The 17,631-nt window shown below is 54.8% G+C and carries 19 protein-coding genes, 1 pseudogene and 1 riboswitch; of the genes and pseudogenes, 19 read left to right on the forward strand and 1 reads right to left on the reverse strand.

From position 1 onward, the window contains the following. The 8 genes and pseudogenes from CD000_RS04155 to CD000_RS04185 all read left to right on the forward strand — a co-directional run. A pseudogene (locus CD000_RS04155) lies at positions 1-812 on the forward strand (ISLre2-like element ISGsp3 family transposase); the annotation flags it as partial. Between the two features lie 229 nt (positions 813-1,041). Beyond that, positions 1,042-1,482 (forward strand): peptidylprolyl isomerase, encoded by a 441-nt coding sequence (locus CD000_RS04160; RefSeq protein WP_011231780.1) that lies wholly within the window; start codon positions 1,042-1,044, stop codon positions 1,480-1,482. Continuing rightward, positions 1,469-1,597 (forward strand): hypothetical protein, encoded by a 129-nt coding sequence (locus CD000_RS19350; RefSeq protein WP_014196248.1) that lies wholly within the window; start codon positions 1,469-1,471, stop codon positions 1,595-1,597. The genes CD000_RS04160 and CD000_RS19350 overlap by 14 nt, the downstream gene beginning before the upstream one ends. 47 nt (positions 1,598-1,644) lie before the next feature. Beyond that, positions 1,645-1,777, forward strand: a riboswitch (FMN riboswitch). Positions 1,778-1,983: 206 nt separating this feature from the next. Beyond that, the gene (gene ribD / locus CD000_RS04165) at positions 1,984-3,126 is read left to right on the forward strand and encodes a bifunctional diaminohydroxyphosphoribosylaminopyrimidine deaminase/5-amino-6-(5-phosphoribosylamino)uracil reductase RibD (protein ID WP_013144840.1); all 1,143 of its coding nucleotides are present in this window, start codon (positions 1,984-1,986) and stop codon (positions 3,124-3,126) included. Beyond that, positions 3,081-3,725 carry a riboflavin synthase gene (ribE, locus tag CD000_RS04170; protein WP_096226228.1) on the forward strand — a complete coding sequence of 215 codons (645 nt, stop codon included), beginning with the start codon at positions 3,081-3,083 and terminating at the stop codon, positions 3,723-3,725. The genes ribD and ribE overlap by 46 nt, the downstream gene beginning before the upstream one ends. A gap of 20 nt (positions 3,726-3,745) precedes the next feature. Further along, complete coding sequence (locus CD000_RS04175; protein ID WP_096224957.1) at positions 3,746-4,939, forward strand: bifunctional 3,4-dihydroxy-2-butanone-4-phosphate synthase/GTP cyclohydrolase II; 1,194 nt, start codon at positions 3,746-3,748, stop codon at positions 4,937-4,939. 260 nt (positions 4,940-5,199) lie between these two features. Beyond that, positions 5,200-5,664 carry a 6,7-dimethyl-8-ribityllumazine synthase gene (gene ribH / locus CD000_RS04180; protein ID WP_011231776.1) on the forward strand — a complete coding sequence of 155 codons (465 nt, stop codon included), beginning with the start codon at positions 5,200-5,202 and terminating at the stop codon, positions 5,662-5,664. 120 nt (positions 5,665-5,784) lie between these two features. Then, positions 5,785-6,141 (forward strand): GNAT family N-acetyltransferase, encoded by a 357-nt coding sequence (locus CD000_RS04185; protein WP_011231775.1) that lies wholly within the window; start codon positions 5,785-5,787, stop codon positions 6,139-6,141. Between the two features lie 22 nt (positions 6,142-6,163). Here CD000_RS04185 and CD000_RS04190 read toward each other — a convergent pair whose 3' ends face one another. After that, positions 6,164-6,703 (reverse strand): DUF309 domain-containing protein, encoded by a 540-nt coding sequence (locus CD000_RS04190; RefSeq protein WP_096224958.1) that lies wholly within the window; start codon positions 6,701-6,703, stop codon positions 6,164-6,166. A 194-nt stretch (positions 6,704-6,897) separates the two neighbouring features. Here CD000_RS04190 and CD000_RS04195 point away from each other — a divergent pair, with 194 nt between their 5' ends. The 11 genes from CD000_RS04195 (at position 6,898) to ccsB (ending at position 17,572) form a co-directional block, all read left to right on the forward strand. Further along, on the forward strand, positions 6,898-7,653 hold the full coding sequence (locus tag CD000_RS04195) for a segregation/condensation protein A (RefSeq protein WP_096224959.1): 756 nt from the start codon (positions 6,898-6,900) through the stop codon (positions 7,651-7,653). A 175-nt stretch (positions 7,654-7,828) separates the two neighbouring features. Continuing rightward, entirely contained in the window at positions 7,829-8,482 is a 654-nt protein-coding gene (gene scpB, locus CD000_RS04200) for an SMC-Scp complex subunit ScpB (RefSeq protein ID WP_011231772.1), read from the forward strand. Between the two features lie 18 nt (positions 8,483-8,500). Further along, positions 8,501-8,902 carry a hypothetical protein gene (locus tag CD000_RS04205; RefSeq protein WP_011231771.1) on the forward strand — a complete coding sequence of 134 codons (402 nt, stop codon included), beginning with the start codon at positions 8,501-8,503 and terminating at the stop codon, positions 8,900-8,902. A 358-nt stretch (positions 8,903-9,260) separates the two neighbouring features. Beyond that, the gene (locus tag CD000_RS04210) at positions 9,261-10,574 is read left to right on the forward strand and encodes a superoxide dismutase (RefSeq protein WP_096224960.1); all 1,314 of its coding nucleotides are present in this window, start codon (positions 9,261-9,263) and stop codon (positions 10,572-10,574) included. Positions 10,575-10,923: 349 nt separating this feature from the next. Further along, a complete protein-coding gene (locus tag CD000_RS04215; RefSeq protein ID WP_096224961.1) occupies positions 10,924-12,072 on the forward strand; it encodes a D-alanyl-D-alanine carboxypeptidase family protein in 1,149 nt (382 codons plus the stop codon). Then, a complete protein-coding gene (locus CD000_RS04220) occupies positions 12,065-12,661 on the forward strand; it encodes a nucleoside recognition domain-containing protein (RefSeq protein WP_096224962.1) in 597 nt (198 codons plus the stop codon). Before CD000_RS04215 ends, CD000_RS04220 begins: the two co-directional genes overlap by 8 nt. Next, complete coding sequence (locus tag CD000_RS04225; protein WP_096224963.1) at positions 12,661-13,194, forward strand: spore maturation protein; 534 nt, start codon at positions 12,661-12,663, stop codon at positions 13,192-13,194. The genes CD000_RS04220 and CD000_RS04225 overlap by 1 nt, the downstream gene beginning before the upstream one ends. 132 nt (positions 13,195-13,326) lie before the next feature. Next, positions 13,327-14,058 carry a pseudouridine synthase gene (locus CD000_RS04230; protein ID WP_011231765.1) on the forward strand — a complete coding sequence of 244 codons (732 nt, stop codon included), beginning with the start codon at positions 13,327-13,329 and terminating at the stop codon, positions 14,056-14,058. Between the two features lie 143 nt (positions 14,059-14,201). Beyond that, positions 14,202-14,726: a thiol-disulfide oxidoreductase ResA gene (resA, locus tag CD000_RS04235; protein ID WP_096224964.1), complete on the forward strand. Its 525-nt coding sequence runs from the start codon at positions 14,202-14,204 to the stop codon at positions 14,724-14,726. A 13-nt stretch (positions 14,727-14,739) separates the two neighbouring features. Continuing rightward, the gene (locus tag CD000_RS04240) at positions 14,740-16,398 is read left to right on the forward strand and encodes a cytochrome c biogenesis ResB family protein (RefSeq protein WP_063165408.1); all 1,659 of its coding nucleotides are present in this window, start codon (positions 14,740-14,742) and stop codon (positions 16,396-16,398) included. Then, positions 16,385-17,572: a c-type cytochrome biogenesis protein CcsB gene (ccsB, locus tag CD000_RS04245; RefSeq protein ID WP_096224965.1), complete on the forward strand. Its 1,188-nt coding sequence runs from the start codon at positions 16,385-16,387 to the stop codon at positions 17,570-17,572. Before CD000_RS04240 ends, ccsB begins: the two co-directional genes overlap by 14 nt. Positions 17,573-17,631: the final 59 nt, after the last annotated feature.

Raw genomic sequence — 17,631 nt, forward strand, 5'->3', positions numbered from 1 at the left:
TTCACGAGGGATGGAAACGAAACGGTTCGCAGCTCGAGCTCGTGAACCGGCGCCACTACCTCCATGAAGGGGAGGGAGACGTGTGGGAACGGTTCGAAGAGTGGCTGATGAACGAATATGCCTATGATCCGTGCCGGGACCTGTTGATCATCAACGGCGACGCGGCGTCGTGGATCACGGCCTGCCGGGAGTATTTTGGGAAGCGGGCGTGCTTTCAGCTGGATCGATTTCATGTGGCGCGGGAGCTGCGTCAGTGTCTGTCCGGCCATCCGCGTTGGCGGGAGGTGCGGAGGAAGCTGGCGAAACAAGACGAAGAGGGGCTTCTCGTGGAGCTGAACAGCGCGGTCGGCACGTTGGAGGACGAAGGCAAAGAACAACAGCTGGCCGCCTTGATTCGCCGGATCGAGTCGATGCCGGGATGCATCCGGGACTATCGGGAGTGGCTGTCGGAGCAAGGGGTGGAGACGACCGGCATGCGTCCGATGGGCCACGCCGAGAGCGTGATGAGCCGGTTTGCGCATCGGGTGAAATCCCGCCGCAGCTGGAAAGACCAAGGGCTTCGGGCGTTTCTGAGGGCGATGGCAGCCCGAATCGACGGGATTTGGCGGAGAAATGGGCAGTTGGTGGAGGAAGAAGAGACCCGAACGGCAGCCTCGGCCTCAACAAAGTCCAAGCGGATCGAACAGGCCAAACGGAAGGCCGGACGGTTATGGGCAGATGTGGTGCGTCAGAATCTACCGTGTCTGCAGCGGTCATCCGGGACACCGATCCATCAAGCGTTGTCGGCGCTCCGGGATGGTGGTTGGGTGTAAAAAAATGGAATACCGTATCATCGCCTCAAGATGAGGGATGAGAGTCCGAAAGCGCTTACGATATCAATTCCTGAAAATGGTTCGCTAACTAGTGATTGACAACGCCCGTAGTGAACCGAAAAAATGTTCTCCACAAAGTCTTGACTGACTCGACATTTTTTCTTTTGTTTCACTTGGCAATCATGGTATGATAAAAGTAGTTTCGATGTCGAAAAGGAGCTGGATGCTTGTGGCAAAAAAAGGATATATTCTAATGGAAAACGGCGGGAAAATCGAGTTTGAACTGTTCCCAAACGAGGCGCCGGTGACGGTGGCCAATTTTGAGAAGCTCGCAAACGAAGGCTTTTATAACGGGTTGACGTTCCACCGCGTCATCCCTGGATTTGTCAGCCAAGGAGGATGTCCACGCGGCAACGGAACGGGCGATGCCGGCTATACGATCCCGTGCGAGACGGACAACAATCCACACCGACATGTCACCGGCGCGATGTCCATGGCGCACCGCGGCCGCGACACCGGCAGCTGCCAGTTCTTTATCGTCCACGAGCCGCAGCCGCACTTGGATGGGGTGCACACCGTCTTTGGCCAAGTGACATCGGGCATGGACGTCGTGAGGACGATGAAAAACGGCGACGTGATGAAGGAAGTGAAAGTATTTGACGAACCGTAAACAGCGCATGAGCGAGGATGATCGGACTGTTCGAAACAACTGGCGCTTGTTTTTCTTTTTGCTTGCGGCCAGCCTGTTGTGGGGAGCGGCGTATTGGATTTGGGTTGCGGAATGATGATGCAGGGCGTTTCGTGTGGTATAATGAACATAACGATATAGTGATGCATCCTTCGGGGCAGGGTGAAATTCCCGACCGGCGGTGATGGGGCTTTCCGCCCCTCAGCCCGCGAGCCGAAAGGCAGGATCCGGTGCGATTCCGGAGCCGACAGTATAGTCTGGATGGGAGAAGGATGCCAATATGCGCACGGCTGTTTTCGGCCGGTTCAGACCCATGGGCAGCGTCTGTCGGCCGACTAGGCATGGTAGTATCTTTTGTTTCCGACCGGCCGGTATAGCCTGCTTAGCGAACGTGTGTTTGTTTGCGCATCATTGGTCATTCTCTCATCAATGAGCCCCCGGGGACATCCCGGGGGTTTCGTTTTTATTGAAGGAGGGAGTGCGGTGCATAACGATGAACATTATATGCGGCTCGCTCTCGATGTGGCCAAAGCTGGGGTCGGGCAAACGTCTCCCAATCCTGCAGTTGGCGCGGTCGTTGTCAACGGTGGGACGGTCGTTGGGCTTGGCGCCCATTTGAAAGCGGGTGAGCCGCATGCTGAAGTCTATGCGATCCGCATGGCTGGCGAGAAGGCGCGCGGTGCGACGGTGTACGTGACGCTTGAGCCGTGCAGCCATTATGGAAAAACGCCGCCATGTGCCGATTTGCTCATCCAGGCGGGCGTCCGTCGCGTCGTCGTTGCCACGACCGACCCGAATCCGCTTGTCGCGGGAAAAGGGATTGCCAAGCTGCGCCAAGCGGGCATTGACGTTGATGTTGGCGTATTAAAAGACGAAGCGGACGAATTAAATCGGATGTTTTTCCACTATATCGCCGCAAAAACGCCGTTTGTCACGTTGAAGTTCGCATGCAGCCTCGATGGCAAAATCGCGACGGCGACGGGGGAAAGCAAATGGATTACATCAAGCGCGGCGCGTGAGGATGTCCATCGCCTTCGTGCGCAGCATGACGCCATTTTGGTCGGCGTCAACACCGTTTTGACCGACAACCCGAAGCTTACCGTCCGCTTTGGGGAAAAGCGGAAAAACCCGCTGCGCATCATTTTGGATACAAAATTGCGTACACCGCTTGACGCCCATGTCGTCGCTGACAAGGAAGCAGAAACGTGGATCATCACCGGCGGCGTCAGCCGGGAACAAGCAGCGGCGTATGAGCGCCTTGGGGTGCGCGTATTTTCAATGCCGACGGCCCAGATCGATGTCCGCGATGTGCTCCGTCTGCTTGGGGAGCAGGGAGTCATGTCGCTGTTTGTCGAAGGCGGCTCGCGCGTTCATGACAGCTTCCTCCGCGCGGGAGCAGTCAATGAGGTCATCGCCTATATCGCTCCGAAGCTGATCGGCGGCCGCGGGGCGCCGACGCCGGTCGGCGGCCTTGGCTTCGCCCGGCTTGCTGAAGCGGTGGAGCTTGACATCCGCCGCATCGAGACGATCGGCCCGGACATCAAAATCGTCGCCGCGCCGAAACGGAAGGAGGAATCGTTGTGTTCACTGGCATTATTGAAGAGATCGGCACGATCGAACAAATGAAGCAAACCGGCGATGCCATCGTGATGACGATTGGCGCCAAGCGGGTGCTCGAAGATGTGCGGCTTGGCGACAGCATCGCCGTCAACGGCGTCTGCTTGACCGTCACATCGTTCACCGAACGGCAGTTTACGGTCGATGTCATGCCGGAGACGGTGAAAGCGACGGCGCTAAAGACATTAAAGCCGGGGGCGAAGGTGAATTTGGAGCGGGCAATGGCGGCTGGAGGACGGTTTGGCGGCCATTTCGTCACCGGGCATGTGGACGGCGTCGGGCGCATCATCCGGCAGTGGCCGAAAGCGAACGCCGTCTACTATGAAATCGAAGTGCCGGCCTCGCTGCGCGCCTATATGATTGAGAAAGGATCGGTCGCAGTCGATGGGACGAGCTTGACGATTTTCGGTCTGAGCGAGCGCACGTTCATCGTTTCACTCATTCCGCATACGCGTGAGGCGACGATTTTAGACGAAAAGCGGCCGGGCGATCTCGTCAATATCGAGTGCGACATGATCGGCAAGTACGTCGCCGCTTTCCTCACCGCAAAAGCGACGCCGACCTCCAAATTGACGGTCGAATTTTTGGAGCAGCACGGCTATAAATAGTGGAAAAGGGGGCAAGCTTGATGTTTGACACGATTGAAACAGCGCTTTCGGCGCTGAAAAACGGAGAAGTGATCATCGTTTGCGATGACGAAGACCGCGAAAATGAAGGCGATTTTGTCGTGCTGGCCGAAAAAGCTACTCCGGATGTCATTAACTTTATGATCACTCATGGCCGCGGGCTCGTCTGCGTGCCGATTACGGAGGAATTGGCGGAGCGGCTCGAGCTTGAGCCGATGGTCACTCATAACACGGACGCGCATGGCACAGCGTTTACGGTGAGTGTCGACTACAAAACGACAACGACGGGAATCAGCGCCTACGAGCGGGCGGCGACGATTCAGGCGCTGCTTGATCCGAATGTGAAAGCGAGCGATTTTAAACGTCCTGGCCACGTTTTTCCGTTGATTGCGAAAAAGGGAGGCGTCTTGCGGCGCGCCGGCCATACAGAAGCGGCGGTTGATTTGGCCCGTTTGTGCGGCGCGAAGCCGGCCGGCGTCATTTGCGAAATCATTAAAGAGGACGGGACGATGGCTCGCGTTCCTGATTTGCGGCAAATCGCCGACCAGTTCGGATTGAAAATGATCACGATCAAAGATTTGATCGCCTATCGGAGCCAGCGGGAAAAGCTCGTGAAACGGGAGGTGGACGTTTGGCTGCCGACCGAATTCGGCGAATTTCGCGCCATCGGCTACACAAACGTGCTCGACGGAAAAGAGCATGTGGCGCTTGTCAAAGGAGAGATCATCCCGGATGAGCCGATCTTGGTGCGCGTCCATTCCGAATGCTTAACTGGCGATGTGTTTGGCTCGTGCCGGTGCGACTGCGGTCCGCAGCTGCATGCGGCGCTCAGGCAAATCGAGGCGGAAGGGCGCGGGGTGTTGCTTTACATGCGCCAAGAAGGGCGCGGCATCGGCCTTATGAACAAGTTGCGCGCTTACAAGCTGCAGGAGCAAGGTTATGACACCGTCGAGGCGAACGAAAAGCTCGGCTTCCCCGCCGATTTGCGCGATTATGGCATCGGGGCGCAAATTTTGAAAGATCTTGGCGTGACGAAAATGCGCCTGCTCACGAACAACCCGCGCAAAATCGCCGGCTTAAAAGGGCATGGACTCGAAGTCGTTGAACGGGTGCCCATTCAGATGCCAGCGAAAAAGGAAAATGAAAAATATTTGCGCACGAAACATGAAAAATTAGGACATATGCTTCATTTTTAACGGATTTCCGAAAGAAGTCTCCCACCTCAAGGAACGCGAAGGGTGTAACCCAGTGAGTAGGTGGGAGATGAATGTCGGTTGGCGTTAGCCAACGAATAGGATAGAATATGGCTAGAACGGACACCTTCGGAACGAAGGGAAGCGTAAAGGGTTCTTGTGTGTGGCTTACCGTTCGGCGAACACGCACAAGTCGCTTGAAGCCTCCACCTCTAAGCGAAGCATAGGTGGCGGGTAGTTCACTGATGGGAGGAGCAACGAACATGCGCATCATTGAAGGAAACTTAGTCGGCACCGGATTGAAAATCGGCATCGTCGTCTCTCGTTTTAACGAATTCATCACGGGCAAGCTTTTATCTGGGGCGATCGACGGCTTGACGCGCCATGGCGTGAGCGACAGCGACATCACTGTCGCCTGGGTGCCGGGTGCGTTTGAAATCCCGCTTGTAGCGAAAAAAATGGCGGAATCGAAGCAGTTTGACGCTGTCATTACGCTTGGCGCCGTCATCCGTGGGGCAACGAGCCATTTTGACTACGTCTGCAGCGAGGCGGCCAAAGGCGTCTCCCACGCGGCGCTTGCAAGCGGTGTTCCGGTCATTTTCGGCGTGTTGACGACGGACACCATTGAACAGGCGATCGAGCGGGCCGGCACGAAAGCGGGCAATAAAGGATGGGAAGCGGCGGTGTCGGCGATCGAAATGGCGAACGTCTTGCGGACGCTTGCGTAATTTGCGTAAAAAGGCATGAAATGGTTCACAATATCGGTGAGAATGTTTATAATACGTATAGAGAAAATGACAAAAACTTTTCCATTTCGGAAAAGCGTTTGTCGATAATGAGGGATTTTTATGTTAATCCGTTACCGAAAAAACTATGAGAAAATCGCCATGGGACTGTTGTCGTTTATGCCGACGGAAAAAGACCTGAAACGGCTGCAGCAGACGATGAAACAGTATGAAACAAACAACGATTGGCAGCTGTTTTTATGGAAAGAAGGGGATGACATCGTCGGCATTATCGGCGTCCTGTTGCGCGCTCCTGATGTTGTGGAAATCCAGCACATCAGCGTCAATCCGTCACACCGCCACCAAGGGATCGGAAAACAGATGGTCAAGGCATTGAAAGAGGTGTACCCGGGCTGCCGATTGTGCGCCAACGAGTGGACCGCCTCGTTTTTCGATAAATGCCATGCGTGCAACGAATAACGAAACTAGCGCGGCTCCGCGCTCAGGCGGGCGGCGGAGGGGGAGGGAAGCCAACTCCTTCCGCTTTGGCCCGTTTTTTTTGTTCGCGTGCGGCGACGACGTCCGAGCGGTCGCGGCGCCGGTGTTTATCCACAAGATCAAGGTTGGCTAGGTCGCTGGCTTGCCCCCAAACGAGCTGCCGGTGGGCGCAGGCGGCCTGGCATTGCTCATAAAGGGAACGGTCGCGAATCGGCAGTTCGACGCTTTCGTACGGTTCGCCGTGGGTGATCCGCCCAGCCGTCTCGTCGAGCAAGCGGGCGAGCGCCTCGTCATCGAGGCCGAGCCGCCGGATCATCTCTTGCGCTTCGTCAAGCAGCGCCCGCGCCCGTCGAATGAGGCGCAGCGCTCCCGAGACGTTGCCGCGCCGGTAATGGTAAAAAGCGACCGCCGTTTGAATGAGCACAAGCCAACCTTTGTTTCGACCGTCTTGTTTCCAATGTTCCTCCAAAATTTCGTGGCATTCAAAATAATCGCGGTCGCTATGGAAATGGACCAAATACTCGATATACGCTTTTGGATACATCGGCCATCGTTCCTTTCAAAAGTGGGCCGCGCCATGTGAAGGCGGACGGCTCTTCTTCGATTATACGACTTCGGCGGCCTGCGGCGCAAAAAAGAGACTGTTTTCCGTTCGCTTCGCCGCTTCGTTATGATACAATAAATGTACTGCAGCTGGAGACGAGCCTACCGGGCGGTGGTTCTGGAAAAAATGGTGGGATGGATGTGCAATTGCCGTACAACGTCAAAATCGAAGCGTTTGAAGGGCCGCTTGATCTGCTTTTGCATTTGATCAACCGCTATGAAATCGATATTTACGATATTCCGGTCGCGCAAATTACGGAGCAGTATATGGCGTACATTCACGCCATGCAGGAGCTTGAGTTGGATATCGCCAGCGAATATTTAGTGATGGCGGCCACCTTGCTTGCGATCAAAAGCAAAATGCTGTTGCCGCCCTCCAATGAGGAAACTGTCGACGGCGACATCGAGTGGGGCGATGACGGAGACCCGCGCGAGGAGCTGGCGCAGCGGCTGCTTGAATATAAAAAGTTTAAAGAGGCGGCGCGCGAACTGAAGCGGCGCGAAGAGGAGCGGGCGCTTTTGTTTACAAAGCCGCCGAGCGACTTAAGCGCATACGCGGATGAGAAAAAGGCGGCGCCGCTGGATGTGAACGTATACGATATGCTTGGCGCCTTGTCGAAGCTGTTGCGCCGAAAAAAACTGCAAAAACCGATGCGGGCGAAAATCTCCCGCCAAGATATTTCCGTCGAACAGCGCATGGCGGAAATTTTGCATGAACTAAAGCAGGCGAACGGGCGGAAAAACTTTTACGAGCTGTTTCCGTCCTACGATCGTTCGTATATCGTCGTGACGTTTTTGGCCATTTTAGAGTTGATGAAGCAAGATGAAATCATCGTTGAGCAAGAACGGAATTTCAGCGATTTGTTTCTTGCGGTGAAACCAGCCGGTTGAGGCGGTGCGGTTTGGCCGCGGCGGTTCGCTGCGGCGGGCCGCTTTTCTTTTGTTGTTTGCCCATGCCATGATAAGGCGGAGAGTTGACTCACATTGGGGTGAGAAGACTTGGGAAACGACGAAAACAGGAGGAAAGGAGGAGGGGCGCCAACGAGTTTGGCGTGGCAGAAGGGAGATGGAACAAAACGAAAGAGAAAAAAAGGGCGCCGGTGCGCCAAATTCGGCAAAGGCGATCGTGGAAGCGTTGTTGTTTGCTGCCGGTGACGAAGGGCTGTCGCTTTCGCAAATCGCCGCTGTATTGGAAGTCAGCGAGCTAGAGGCGAAAGCGGTGATCGAGGAGCTTCAACAAGACTGCCGACGGGAAGAGCGCGGCATCCAGCTTGTCGAACTTGGCGGCGTGTTTTTGTTGGCGACAAAAAAAGAACACGCCCCCTATTTAAAGAAGTTGGTCGAAGCGCCGGGAGCATCGCCGCTGTCGCAGGCGGCGCTTGAGACGCTCGCCATTATCGCATACCGCCAGCCGATTACGCGTGCGGAGATTGAGGAAATTCGCGGCGTAAAAAGCGACAAGCCATTGCAGACGCTGATGGCACGGGCGCTCATTAAAGAGGTTGGACGAGCCGAAGGAACCGGGCGGCCGATTTTGTACGGGACAACCCCGGAATTTCTCGATTATTTCGGGCTAAAAACGCTCGAGGAGCTGCCGCCGCTGCCGGAATGGGCGGACGATGGCGAATCCGAGCGGGAAGCGGATTTATTTTTCGAAAAATTAGCAGAAAATTTGAGCGATGGGCAGCCGGAATATGGTAAACTAAAGAAAAATGGCTGATCGGGAAGGAGAGCGCTCATGAACGTTTGCCGCCTGTACGGTGAAGAGCTGCAAAAGTCGCAATCGAACACGTTTGAAGACTATTTCAACCGCTCGGAAGTCACGTACCGCGACGGGGGCGAAGAGCGGACGCTGTCTGTGTTGTATTTGCGCCATTTTGAGGCGGCGCTGCTTGATTGGCTGCCGTATGAAAGCGATCCACTGTTTACGGCTAACGGGCGCGACATTCATTTGCGCGACATCATTGCTCTTGTCTGTTTATGGAAAAATCCGGCGTATCGGAAGCGAAAGCGCGTCTACATTCATGATGAAGAGGAATTGCGCCGTTATTTTGCTGAGGTAGACGCCAAAACGCTGCAGGCGCTTGTCAGCGAATGGGCGGAAACCGGCGAGTGCCGCTTGCCTGAACGGTCGGCGTAACGAGAAAATGCGGTTGGCGCCGCGTTTTCTGTGCGTCCGGACAAGGAAACCGTTTGGTGCAGCCGGCGGTTTGCCAAAGCAGCCTGCCTTTTTCAGAAAAAAGGGGGGGGCTGACCCAAAACGCGAATATGTTCTGGGTCAGCCCGATTTTTTTGAGCGGTTTATCTATGGCTCATTTGCAGACCCGCTGCAGGGAAGCATCACCGCGATTCTGTTCTTCCTTGCTGTCTCTTCCTATGATGACTGCCCTCGCTCCTCTATGTATGAGCGGCCGGGAATTTGGGTGAATGCGGACAAGAACGATTTCCCCATGACAGCATACGATATGGCGAACAAAACAGGAGGAGGTTTTTACCAAATGGACGATCAGGTGTTGTTCGCCCAATATGCGGCTAGGGTGAACGAATGGGGAAATCAAGTCAAGGAGACGCTCGCTTTGCGTGGGGCAAGCACGGATGGCGCTTCGTCGCTGTGCGGGTTCATTGCCGCGCATGACGGCGAGTGGACGGAAGAGGCCGTCCGCGAGCTTCAGCGCCTTGCCGATGACGTGTATGTCGGTGCGCTTCGCCAGTATGTCATGGAAGCGGCTGCGTGGGGAAGACAAGTTGAACAGGCGCTGTCTGCACGCAGGATGGCTGAGGATGTTGGGCTTTCGTCTTTGTTGGCGTACATCGATGGACACGGCGATGAATGGACCGAAGAAGCGATTTACGAGCTCCAGCGTCTTGTCGATGACGTATACACTCGGGCCGTCCGCCTGGCTGATTCGTCAGCTGCCGAGCGGGAAGAAGAGGCGACGCAAGAACAAGTCGAAGGGGAATCGGTGTCGCCTGAACTGGAGAGTGAAAACAAAGAGAACGAAGACGGATGGCTTGACACCAGCGGGACGGCAGAGCGGGTTGAGGACGGAAAAGAGCCGGCTTTTATGGCGGAGCTCTCCGACTCGCTGCCTGATATAGCTGACGGCGAGCCGGGTCAAGCGGACAACGTGACCGATGGAAAGCGACGCTGGGTGGATGTGGACGACGGCGGTGAGCCGCGTCAACAAGTAGCGCCCGGCCGTCATGTCTTGCCGCCGCTGCCGTACCGTTATGATGCACTCGAGCCGCATATTTCCGAAGAAATCATGCGCCTCCACCATACGAAGCATCATCAAAGCTATGTCGACGGTCTCAATCAGGCGGAGCGGATGATGGCCGAAGCGCGCCGGACGAACAATTTTGAACTGCTGAAGCATTGGGAGCGGGAAGCGGCGTTCCACGGCTCCGGGCATTATTTGCATACAATCTTTTGGTACAACATGCATCCAGAGGGCGGCGGCGAGCCGCGCGGGGAGCTGCGGGCGCAAATCGAGCGCGATTTTGGCAGTTTTACCGCCTTTCGCCGTCATTTCACCGAAGCGGCGAAAAGCGCCGAAGGGGTCGGCTGGGCGCTGCTCGTTTGGGCGCCGCGAGCGCACCGTCTGGAAATTTTGCAGGCGGAAAAACACCAGCTCATGGCGCAATGGGATGTGATCCCGCTTCTCGTGCTTGATGTGTGGGAGCATGCCTACTATTTGCAATACAAAAATGATCGGGCGGCGTACATCGAACATTGGTGGAACGTCGTCAACTGGCGCAACGTTGAAGAACGCTTTCATGAGGCGCAGAAGCTTCGTTGGCAGCCGTTTTAAACGGGCGGGGGGGAACCCCCTGCCCGTTTTTTTGGGAGAGCAGGCGCTGCGATCCATCAGGACACCTGTCCGCCGTTTCAAGGAGCGGCTTTCTCTTTGCAGGGAAAATGTCATCAACGCGCCCAGCGCAAGCGCCGGAGCGGATCGTTCAGGCTGTCTCCCCTTGCAACAGCATTTTTTCATCATATTTGTCCCATCGAGGCATACACTTGTACAAAACGCGGCTTTGGGGTTCAGCCTGTTTCCGTCGCGACGTTTCTTCGGCTGCGGCCCGTTCAGCCTAATCGGAAAGGAGGAACAGGCGATTCCTCCCCGCTCCTTAAAGGAGGGGGATCCTCGCCGATATGAGATGAATAAGCAGAAGCGGCTCATTGCGCTCATTCTTGCACTCGCTGCGGGGATTATGGCATTTGTTCCAGAGCGGATGCGCGCTATGGATGGGGTGAGCGCAAAAAGCGCGATTTTGATAGAGCAGCATTCCGGGCGGGTTTTGTTTGCCAAGGATGCCTATACAAAACGGCGCATCGCCAGCATTACGAAAATTATGACTGCCATTTTGGCGATTGAATCGGGGAAGATGGACGACACGGTGACGGTCAGCGCCCGCGCTGTCCGGACCGAAGGGTCGTCAATTTACTTGCGCCAAGGGGAGAAAATCAAACTGCGCGATTTGGTATATGGGCTGATGCTTCGTTCCGGCAACGACGCGGCGGTGGCCATCGCTGAACATGTCGGCGGCAGCGTCGAGGGGTTTGTGTTTTTAATGAACAAAAAGGCGGCTGAAATCGGGATGCGCGACACAGAGTTTGCCAATCCGCACGGATTGGACGATGCGGAAAACCATTACTCAACGGCCTATGATATGGCGTTGCTCATGCAATACGCGATGAAAAACGAAGAGTTTCGCCGCATTTCCGGAACGAAAGTGTACCGCGCCCCCGCTCCGCCCGGTGAGGACGGCGCGCGCGTATGGCGGAATAAAAACAAGCTGCTGACAAGCCTTTACGAATATTGCACCGGCGGCAAAACCGGCTATACGAAACGGGCGCACCGCACACTCGTCACGACGGCGTCCAAAGATGGAGTCGATTTGATCGCCGTCACCTTGGATGCACCGGACGATTGGAATGACCATATCGCTATGTACGAATATGGATTTTCTCATTATCACATCGCCAAAGTGAGCAGCGAGCGGGTGATCGACAAAATTTCTGATCCGTTTTACCGCGGGCGGCTGCAGGCGGTCCGCGATTTGCGATATCCGGTGACCGATAAAGAGGAGAGCGGGCTGCGGGTGAAAGTGTATTTGCTGAAGCCGCGCAAAGAATGGAAAGAATACCCAGAAAAGGCGCCGACAGAGGTCGGAAAGGCGGTGCTTTATTTGCATCAAAAGGCGGTTGATTCGGTGCCGCTGCTGTATGAACCGGGAAAGGAAGGAAGCGGCCGAGGGTTTTTATGGCAAGTATTTCGCTTTTTAGGTGTGAGAAGCGATGGTTAACCTCATTTGGGTGATGATGGCGGTCATTGGCATCGTCTTTGCGGCGGCCAACGGCACGATGGACGAAGTGAACAAAGCGGTGTTTGAAAGCGCGAAAGAGGCGGTGACGATCAGCATCGGCATGATCAGCATTTTAGTGTTTTGGCTCGGGTTGATGGCGATTGCCGAGCGGTCCGGCTTGCTTGCTAACGTTGCGCGCCTGTTTATGCCGCTCGTACGCCGCTTGTTTCCAGAGGTGCCGCCCGGCCATCCTGCGCTCGGCTATATCGTCTCGAATATGGTCGCCAACATGTTCGGCCTTGGCAATGCGGCGACGCCGATGGGCATAAAGGCGATGGAGCAGCTAAAAAAGCTCAACGGCGGCCGCGACGAGGCTAGCCGGTCGATGGTGACGTTTTTGGCCATGAACACATCAGGCATTACGCTCATTCCGGCGACCGTCATCTCGATCCGCATGACGTACGGTTCAGCGGCGCCGAGCGAGATCATTGGGACGACGATCGTCGCTTCGACGATTTCGACGATTGGGGCGGTATTGATTGACCGGTACTATTATTGGAAACGGATGCGGAAAGGCAGGAAGCCATAATGGCCATCGTCCAACTTCTTTCTGTTTGGCTGATCCCTGCGCTCATTGCTTTTATTTTGCTTTACGGTACAGCAAAGAAAGTGCCGACGTACGAAGCGTTTGTGGAAGGCGGCAAGGAAGGGATCGAGATCGCGTTTTCGCTCATTCCATATTTGGTCGGCATGCTTGTTTCCGTCGCCATCTTCCGTGCTTCAGGAGCGCTTGAGGCGCTGATGGAGGTGATCAAGCCGCTTGCAGCCGCCGTCGGACTGCCGGCCGAAGTCGTTCCGCTTGCGGCTCTCCGCACGCTTTCCGGCACGGCGGCGCTCGGCATGACGACCGATTTGATCGCTACTTACGGCCCGGATTCGTTCATCGGGCGCCTTGCTTCTACGATCCAAGGCAGTACGGAGACGACGCTTTACGTGCTCACCGTCTATTTTGGCGCCGTCGGCGTCAAAAAAATGGGCGATGCGTTAAAAGTCGGCATTTTGGCCGACATTCTCAGCTTTATTGTTTCTGTTTTCATCGTTTTGTTTGTATTCGGGCGCTAGCGGCGCCTTTTTTCGTTCCCGCCGTCCGGCGGGTTTTTTGTTTGCAAAGGGGACGGGAAAGGTGAAAAATAAAAGTGTGGCACTTGTATCTGTTAGACGGAAAGGGTAAGATGATGAAAGAGGTGAGAGAGAATGGAACGGTTGCAAAAAGTGATCGCCCGCGCCGGCATCGCGTCAAGGCGCAAGGCGGAAGAACTCATTTTGCAAGGGCGGGTGAAAGTGAACGGCCGCGTCGTCAAGGAGCTTGGCGTCAAGGTCGGGCCGCGCGATGATGTCGAAGTCGACGGCATCCCGATCGAGCGCGAAGAGCCGGTGTATTATTTGCTGTACAAGCCGCGCGGGGTGATTTCCAGCGTCAAAGATGACAGAGGCCGCAAAGTGGTGACCGATTTTTTCAAGGATTTGGACAAACGCATTTATCCGATCGGGCGGCTTGACTACGATACGTCTGGACTGCTTTTGTTGACGAATGACGGCGACTTTGCCAACCTGCTTATGCACCCGCGGTATGAAATTGAAAAAGTGTACATTGCCAAAGTGAAAGGCATTCCAACGCACGAGCAGCTGAAACGGCTCGAACAAGGAGTGCAGTTGGAAGATGGCATGACGGCGCCAGCCAAAGTGAAGCTGCTCTCCGCCGACCGGAAGAAGGGGACAGCCATTGTGGAAATCCGTATCCACGAAGGACGAAACCGGCAAGTGCGCCGCATGTTTGAGGCGATCGGCTGCGAGGTGCTGAAGCTGAAGCGGGAGCGGTACGCGTTTCTCGATTTGAAAGGGCTGCGCCCCGGCGAATACCGCGAGCTGACGCCGCATGAGGTGAAGTTGCTGCGCGTCCTTGCCCAATCCGGGGGAAGAAAATGACGAAGATTGTCACATAACGTTCATATCCTTGCGCATTAAACGAGCGAGGGACTTTGCTATAATGGAAAATGGGAGATTGTGAACCGCTTGCCTCCCCTCTACCGTTGGCTGTGGGGGAGGAGAAACGTAAAGGGGTTTGAACGATGAAAAAACAACAGCGCTTAGTGATGAGGACAGCGATTTTGCTCGTGTTGCTCGCGGCGATCGGCTATACGATTTACACGAATTTTTTCACGGAGAAAACGGCTGTCGCTGTTGGTTCGACGGCGCCTGATTTTGTGCTGACCGATTTGAAAGGGCATGAACATCGTCTTTCAGACTATCGCGGCAAAGGCGTTTTTTTGAACTTTTGGGGAACGTGGTGCAAGCCGTGCGAGCGGGAGATGCCGTATATGAACGAGCTGTACCCGATTTACAAAAAACAAGGGGTTGAAATTTTGGCTGTCAATGTCGGTGAACCGAAGTTGAGCGTTGAAAAGTTCGCGGAACGGTTCGGCCTGACATTTCCGATTGTGATCGACCGTCAAGATCAAGTGTTGAACGCCTATAATGTCGGCCCGCTGCCAACCACGTTTTTGATTGACAAAAACGGCGAAGTGAAGAAAATCATCACCGGCGCGATGACAAAAGCAGACATTCAGCGCCATTTGGAAAGCATCAAACCGTAAGGAGTTTTGCGCCATGGAACACGTCAAATGCGAATGCGGCCATGTCAATCCGCACGGCACGGCGTTTTGTGAGTCGTGCGGCAAGCCGCTTGCCGATTTGGGAGAAAAACTGATTTTGGACATGCGCTACGAAGGAAGCGCGCGCCGGTCACAAACGTACAACCGAACGATCGTCGACCAAATTTGGGCGTTTTTCTCGTCGGTCAAAGTTGGGGTGGCGCTCATCGTCATCACGCTCATCGCTTCGGCCGTCGGTACGATTTTTCCGCAAGAAATGTATATCCCGCCGAACGTGAATCCGGCTGAATACTACGAAGAGCAGTACGGTTGGGCAGGGAAGCTGTATTATGAGCTCGGCTTTAACAACTTGTACGGCTCATGGTGGTACATTTTGCTCATCGCCTTAATCGGCGTTTCGCTTGTCATTTGCAGCTTGGACCGGGTCGTTCCGCTTTACCGCGCCTTGAAGCGGCAAGGGGTGAAGCGCCATCCGCGCTTTTTAGAGCGGCAGCGGTTGTTTGGCGTTTCGCGCGTCGGCGATATGGACAAGGCGGTCGCTCTGCTGAAAGAGCGGCTCGCCAAGCAACGATACCGCATCCGCGAAGAAGGCGGCCATCTGCTCGCCGAAAAAGGGCGCTTTTCCCGCTGGGGACCGTATGTGAACCATGTTGGCCTGATCATCTTCTTAATCGGGGCCATGCTTCGCTCGGTGCCGGGCATGTACATTGATGAGGTGATGTGGATTCGCGAAGGGGAAACGAAAGAAATCCCAGGGACTGACGGCCAGTACTTTTTAAAAAGTGAAAAGTTTATTTTTGACACGTACAAAAAAGGCGAAGACAATGAAGTGTTTAATGCCGCCATCGACCGTGTCGGCGATGGCATGATTGCGGAAAATTATCAGACAAATGTCGTCTTGTATAAGCGCGTCGACCCGACAGTCGCCGGCGCCAAACCGAAGCTCGAAAAGGTGAAAGAATATTCGATTCGCGTCAACGAACCGCTGAAATTCAACCATTACGCACTCTATCAAGTCGATTTCCGGCTGAACGAGCCGAAAACGATGTCGTTCCAACTGGCGGATAAACAGTCGGGAAAAACGTTCGGCACGGTAGCGATCGACTTGTACGATCCAAAAGAAACGTACGACCTCGGACGGGGGTATCGCGTCGAGCTATTAAGCTATTTTCCTGACTTTGAGTTTGACGAAGACGGCAACCCGTCGACAAAATCGCGCGTGCCGAACAATCCGGCGTTCGTCTTTAAAATGTATGCGCCGGATCGACCGGAAGGGGAAGTCAGTTTCGTCGCCATCCAACAAACGATCGAACCGTTTGGCGACAACAAATATAAAATGGCGTTTGCGGGGCTTGAGACGCGCAACGTCTCTGGCTTGACCGTCCGCCGCGATTTCACGCTTTGGATTTTAGGGGTGGGCGGCGCGATTTTCATGATCGGGCTCATCCAAGGAATGTATTGGAATCACCGCCGTATTTGGGTGCAGCGGGTGAACGGCGAATTATGGATCGCCGCACATACGAATAAAAACTGGTTCGGCTTGAAAAACGAGCTGCGCCGCCTGCTTGACGGCACCGGCTTAACGATGCCGGCCGATCGGCTCGAGGAAGAGAAAAAAGCCGGACAAGGAGGACAAGCGCATGGCACAGCTTAGCAGCACATTGCTATATATTTCGTTCGTTTTCTATTTGATTGGCACGTTTCTTTTCGGCGGCGCCATTCGCGACAAACGGAAGGAGCGGCAAGGAAAGGATCGTTGGTCGCAGCTTGGCATTGCTGTGACGATCATCGGCTTTCTTACTCAAGTCGGTTATTTTGTGACGCGCTGGATGGCTGCCGGGCATGCTCCGGTGAGCAACTTGTTCGAGTTTACGACGTTTTTCGGTATGATGATTGTCGCTGCTTTTATCATTGTTTATTTCATTTACCGGTTGAGCGTGCTCGGCCTGTTTGCGCTGCCGGTCGCGTTGCTCATTATCGCCTATGCGAGCATGTTTCCGCGGGAAATTTCGCCGCTCATTCCCGCCTTGCAAAGCGATTGGCTGTACATTCACGTCACGACTGCGGCGGTCGGGGAGGCGATTTTGGCCATCAGCTTTGTCGCCGGACTCATTTATTTGATCCGTGTCGTCGACCAGTCGAAACCGTCGAAACGGACGTTTTGGCTCGAAGCCGTCATGTTTTGCTTAGTAACCACGCTCGGTTTCGTCATCGTTTCGACAGCGTTCGGGCTTTCTGGGTATGAGGCGAAATTTTCGTGGATTGACAAGAACGATCAACCAGCGGAAGTCGAGTACCATATGCCGGCGCTCGTTGGGCCGCACAAAGGGGAGCTTATGAAAGAAAGCGCCGGCCGCATGAAGCCGCTTGTTGAGATGCCGGCGATCATTAACGCGAAAAAGTTGAATACCGTCATTTGGTCGTTGATGGCGGGGGCGGTCTTGTACATCGCGCTTCGCCTCGCATTGCGCAAACGCATCGCAGCGGCGCTGCAGCCGCTTGTGAAAAACGTCAATTTGGATTTAACCGATGAAATTTGCTATCGAGCTGTAGCGATCGGATTCCCGGTGTTTACGCTCGGGGCGCTCATTTTTGCCATGATTTGGGCGCAAATCGCCTGGACGCGTTTTTGGGGCTGGGACCCGAAAGAAGTATGGGCGCTGATCACTTGGCTGTTTTACGCTGCCTTTTTGCACCTTCGTTTGTCAAAAGGCTGGCATGGTGAAAAGTCGGCATGGCTCGCCGTCATCGGCTTTGCCATTATTATGTTTAACTTAGTGGCGGTCAACCTCGTCATTGCGGGATTGCACTCGTACGCCGGAACATAATGGAAAACAACCGGATGCTCTGTTGGCGAGCATCCGGTTTTTCGGTAAACTAGAAAATA

The organism is Geobacillus sp. FJAT-46040 (genome assembly GCF_002335725.1).
Lineage (GTDB): Bacteria > Bacillota > Bacilli > Bacillales > Anoxybacillaceae > Geobacillus > Geobacillus thermoleovorans.

What these genes read in the sequence shown, in the direction of transcription:
- CD000_RS04175 (WP_096224957.1), top strand. Translation starts at nt 3,746, where the DNA reads ATGTTTGACACGATTGAAACAGCGCTTTCGGCGCTGAAAAACGGAGAA.
- ribH (WP_011231776.1), top strand. Translation starts at nt 5,200, where the DNA reads ATGCGCATCATTGAAGGAAACTTAGTCGGCACCGGATTGAAAATCGGC.
- CD000_RS04185 (WP_011231775.1), top strand. Translation starts at nt 5,785, where the DNA reads ATGTTAATCCGTTACCGAAAAAACTATGAGAAAATCGCCATGGGACTG.
- CD000_RS04190 (WP_096224958.1), bottom strand. Translation starts at nt 6,703, where the DNA reads ATGTATCCAAAAGCGTATATCGAGTATTTGGTCCATTTCCATAGCGAC.
- CD000_RS04195 (WP_096224959.1), top strand. Translation starts at nt 6,898, where the DNA reads ATGGATGTGCAATTGCCGTACAACGTCAAAATCGAAGCGTTTGAAGGG.
- scpB (WP_011231772.1), top strand. Translation starts at nt 7,829, where the DNA reads ATGGAACAAAACGAAAGAGAAAAAAAGGGCGCCGGTGCGCCAAATTCG.
- CD000_RS04205 (WP_011231771.1), top strand. Translation starts at nt 8,501, where the DNA reads ATGAACGTTTGCCGCCTGTACGGTGAAGAGCTGCAAAAGTCGCAATCG.
- CD000_RS04210 (WP_096224960.1), top strand. Translation starts at nt 9,261, where the DNA reads ATGGACGATCAGGTGTTGTTCGCCCAATATGCGGCTAGGGTGAACGAA.
- CD000_RS04215 (WP_096224961.1), top strand. Translation starts at nt 10,924, where the DNA reads ATGAATAAGCAGAAGCGGCTCATTGCGCTCATTCTTGCACTCGCTGCG.
- CD000_RS04220 (WP_096224962.1), top strand. Translation starts at nt 12,065, where the DNA reads ATGGTTAACCTCATTTGGGTGATGATGGCGGTCATTGGCATCGTCTTT.
- CD000_RS04225 (WP_096224963.1), top strand. Translation starts at nt 12,661, where the DNA reads ATGGCCATCGTCCAACTTCTTTCTGTTTGGCTGATCCCTGCGCTCATT.
- CD000_RS04230 (WP_011231765.1), top strand. Translation starts at nt 13,327, where the DNA reads ATGGAACGGTTGCAAAAAGTGATCGCCCGCGCCGGCATCGCGTCAAGG.
- resA (WP_096224964.1), top strand. Translation starts at nt 14,202, where the DNA reads ATGAAAAAACAACAGCGCTTAGTGATGAGGACAGCGATTTTGCTCGTG.
- CD000_RS04240 (WP_063165408.1), top strand. Translation starts at nt 14,740, where the DNA reads ATGGAACACGTCAAATGCGAATGCGGCCATGTCAATCCGCACGGCACG.
- ccsB (WP_096224965.1), top strand. Translation starts at nt 16,385, where the DNA reads ATGGCACAGCTTAGCAGCACATTGCTATATATTTCGTTCGTTTTCTAT.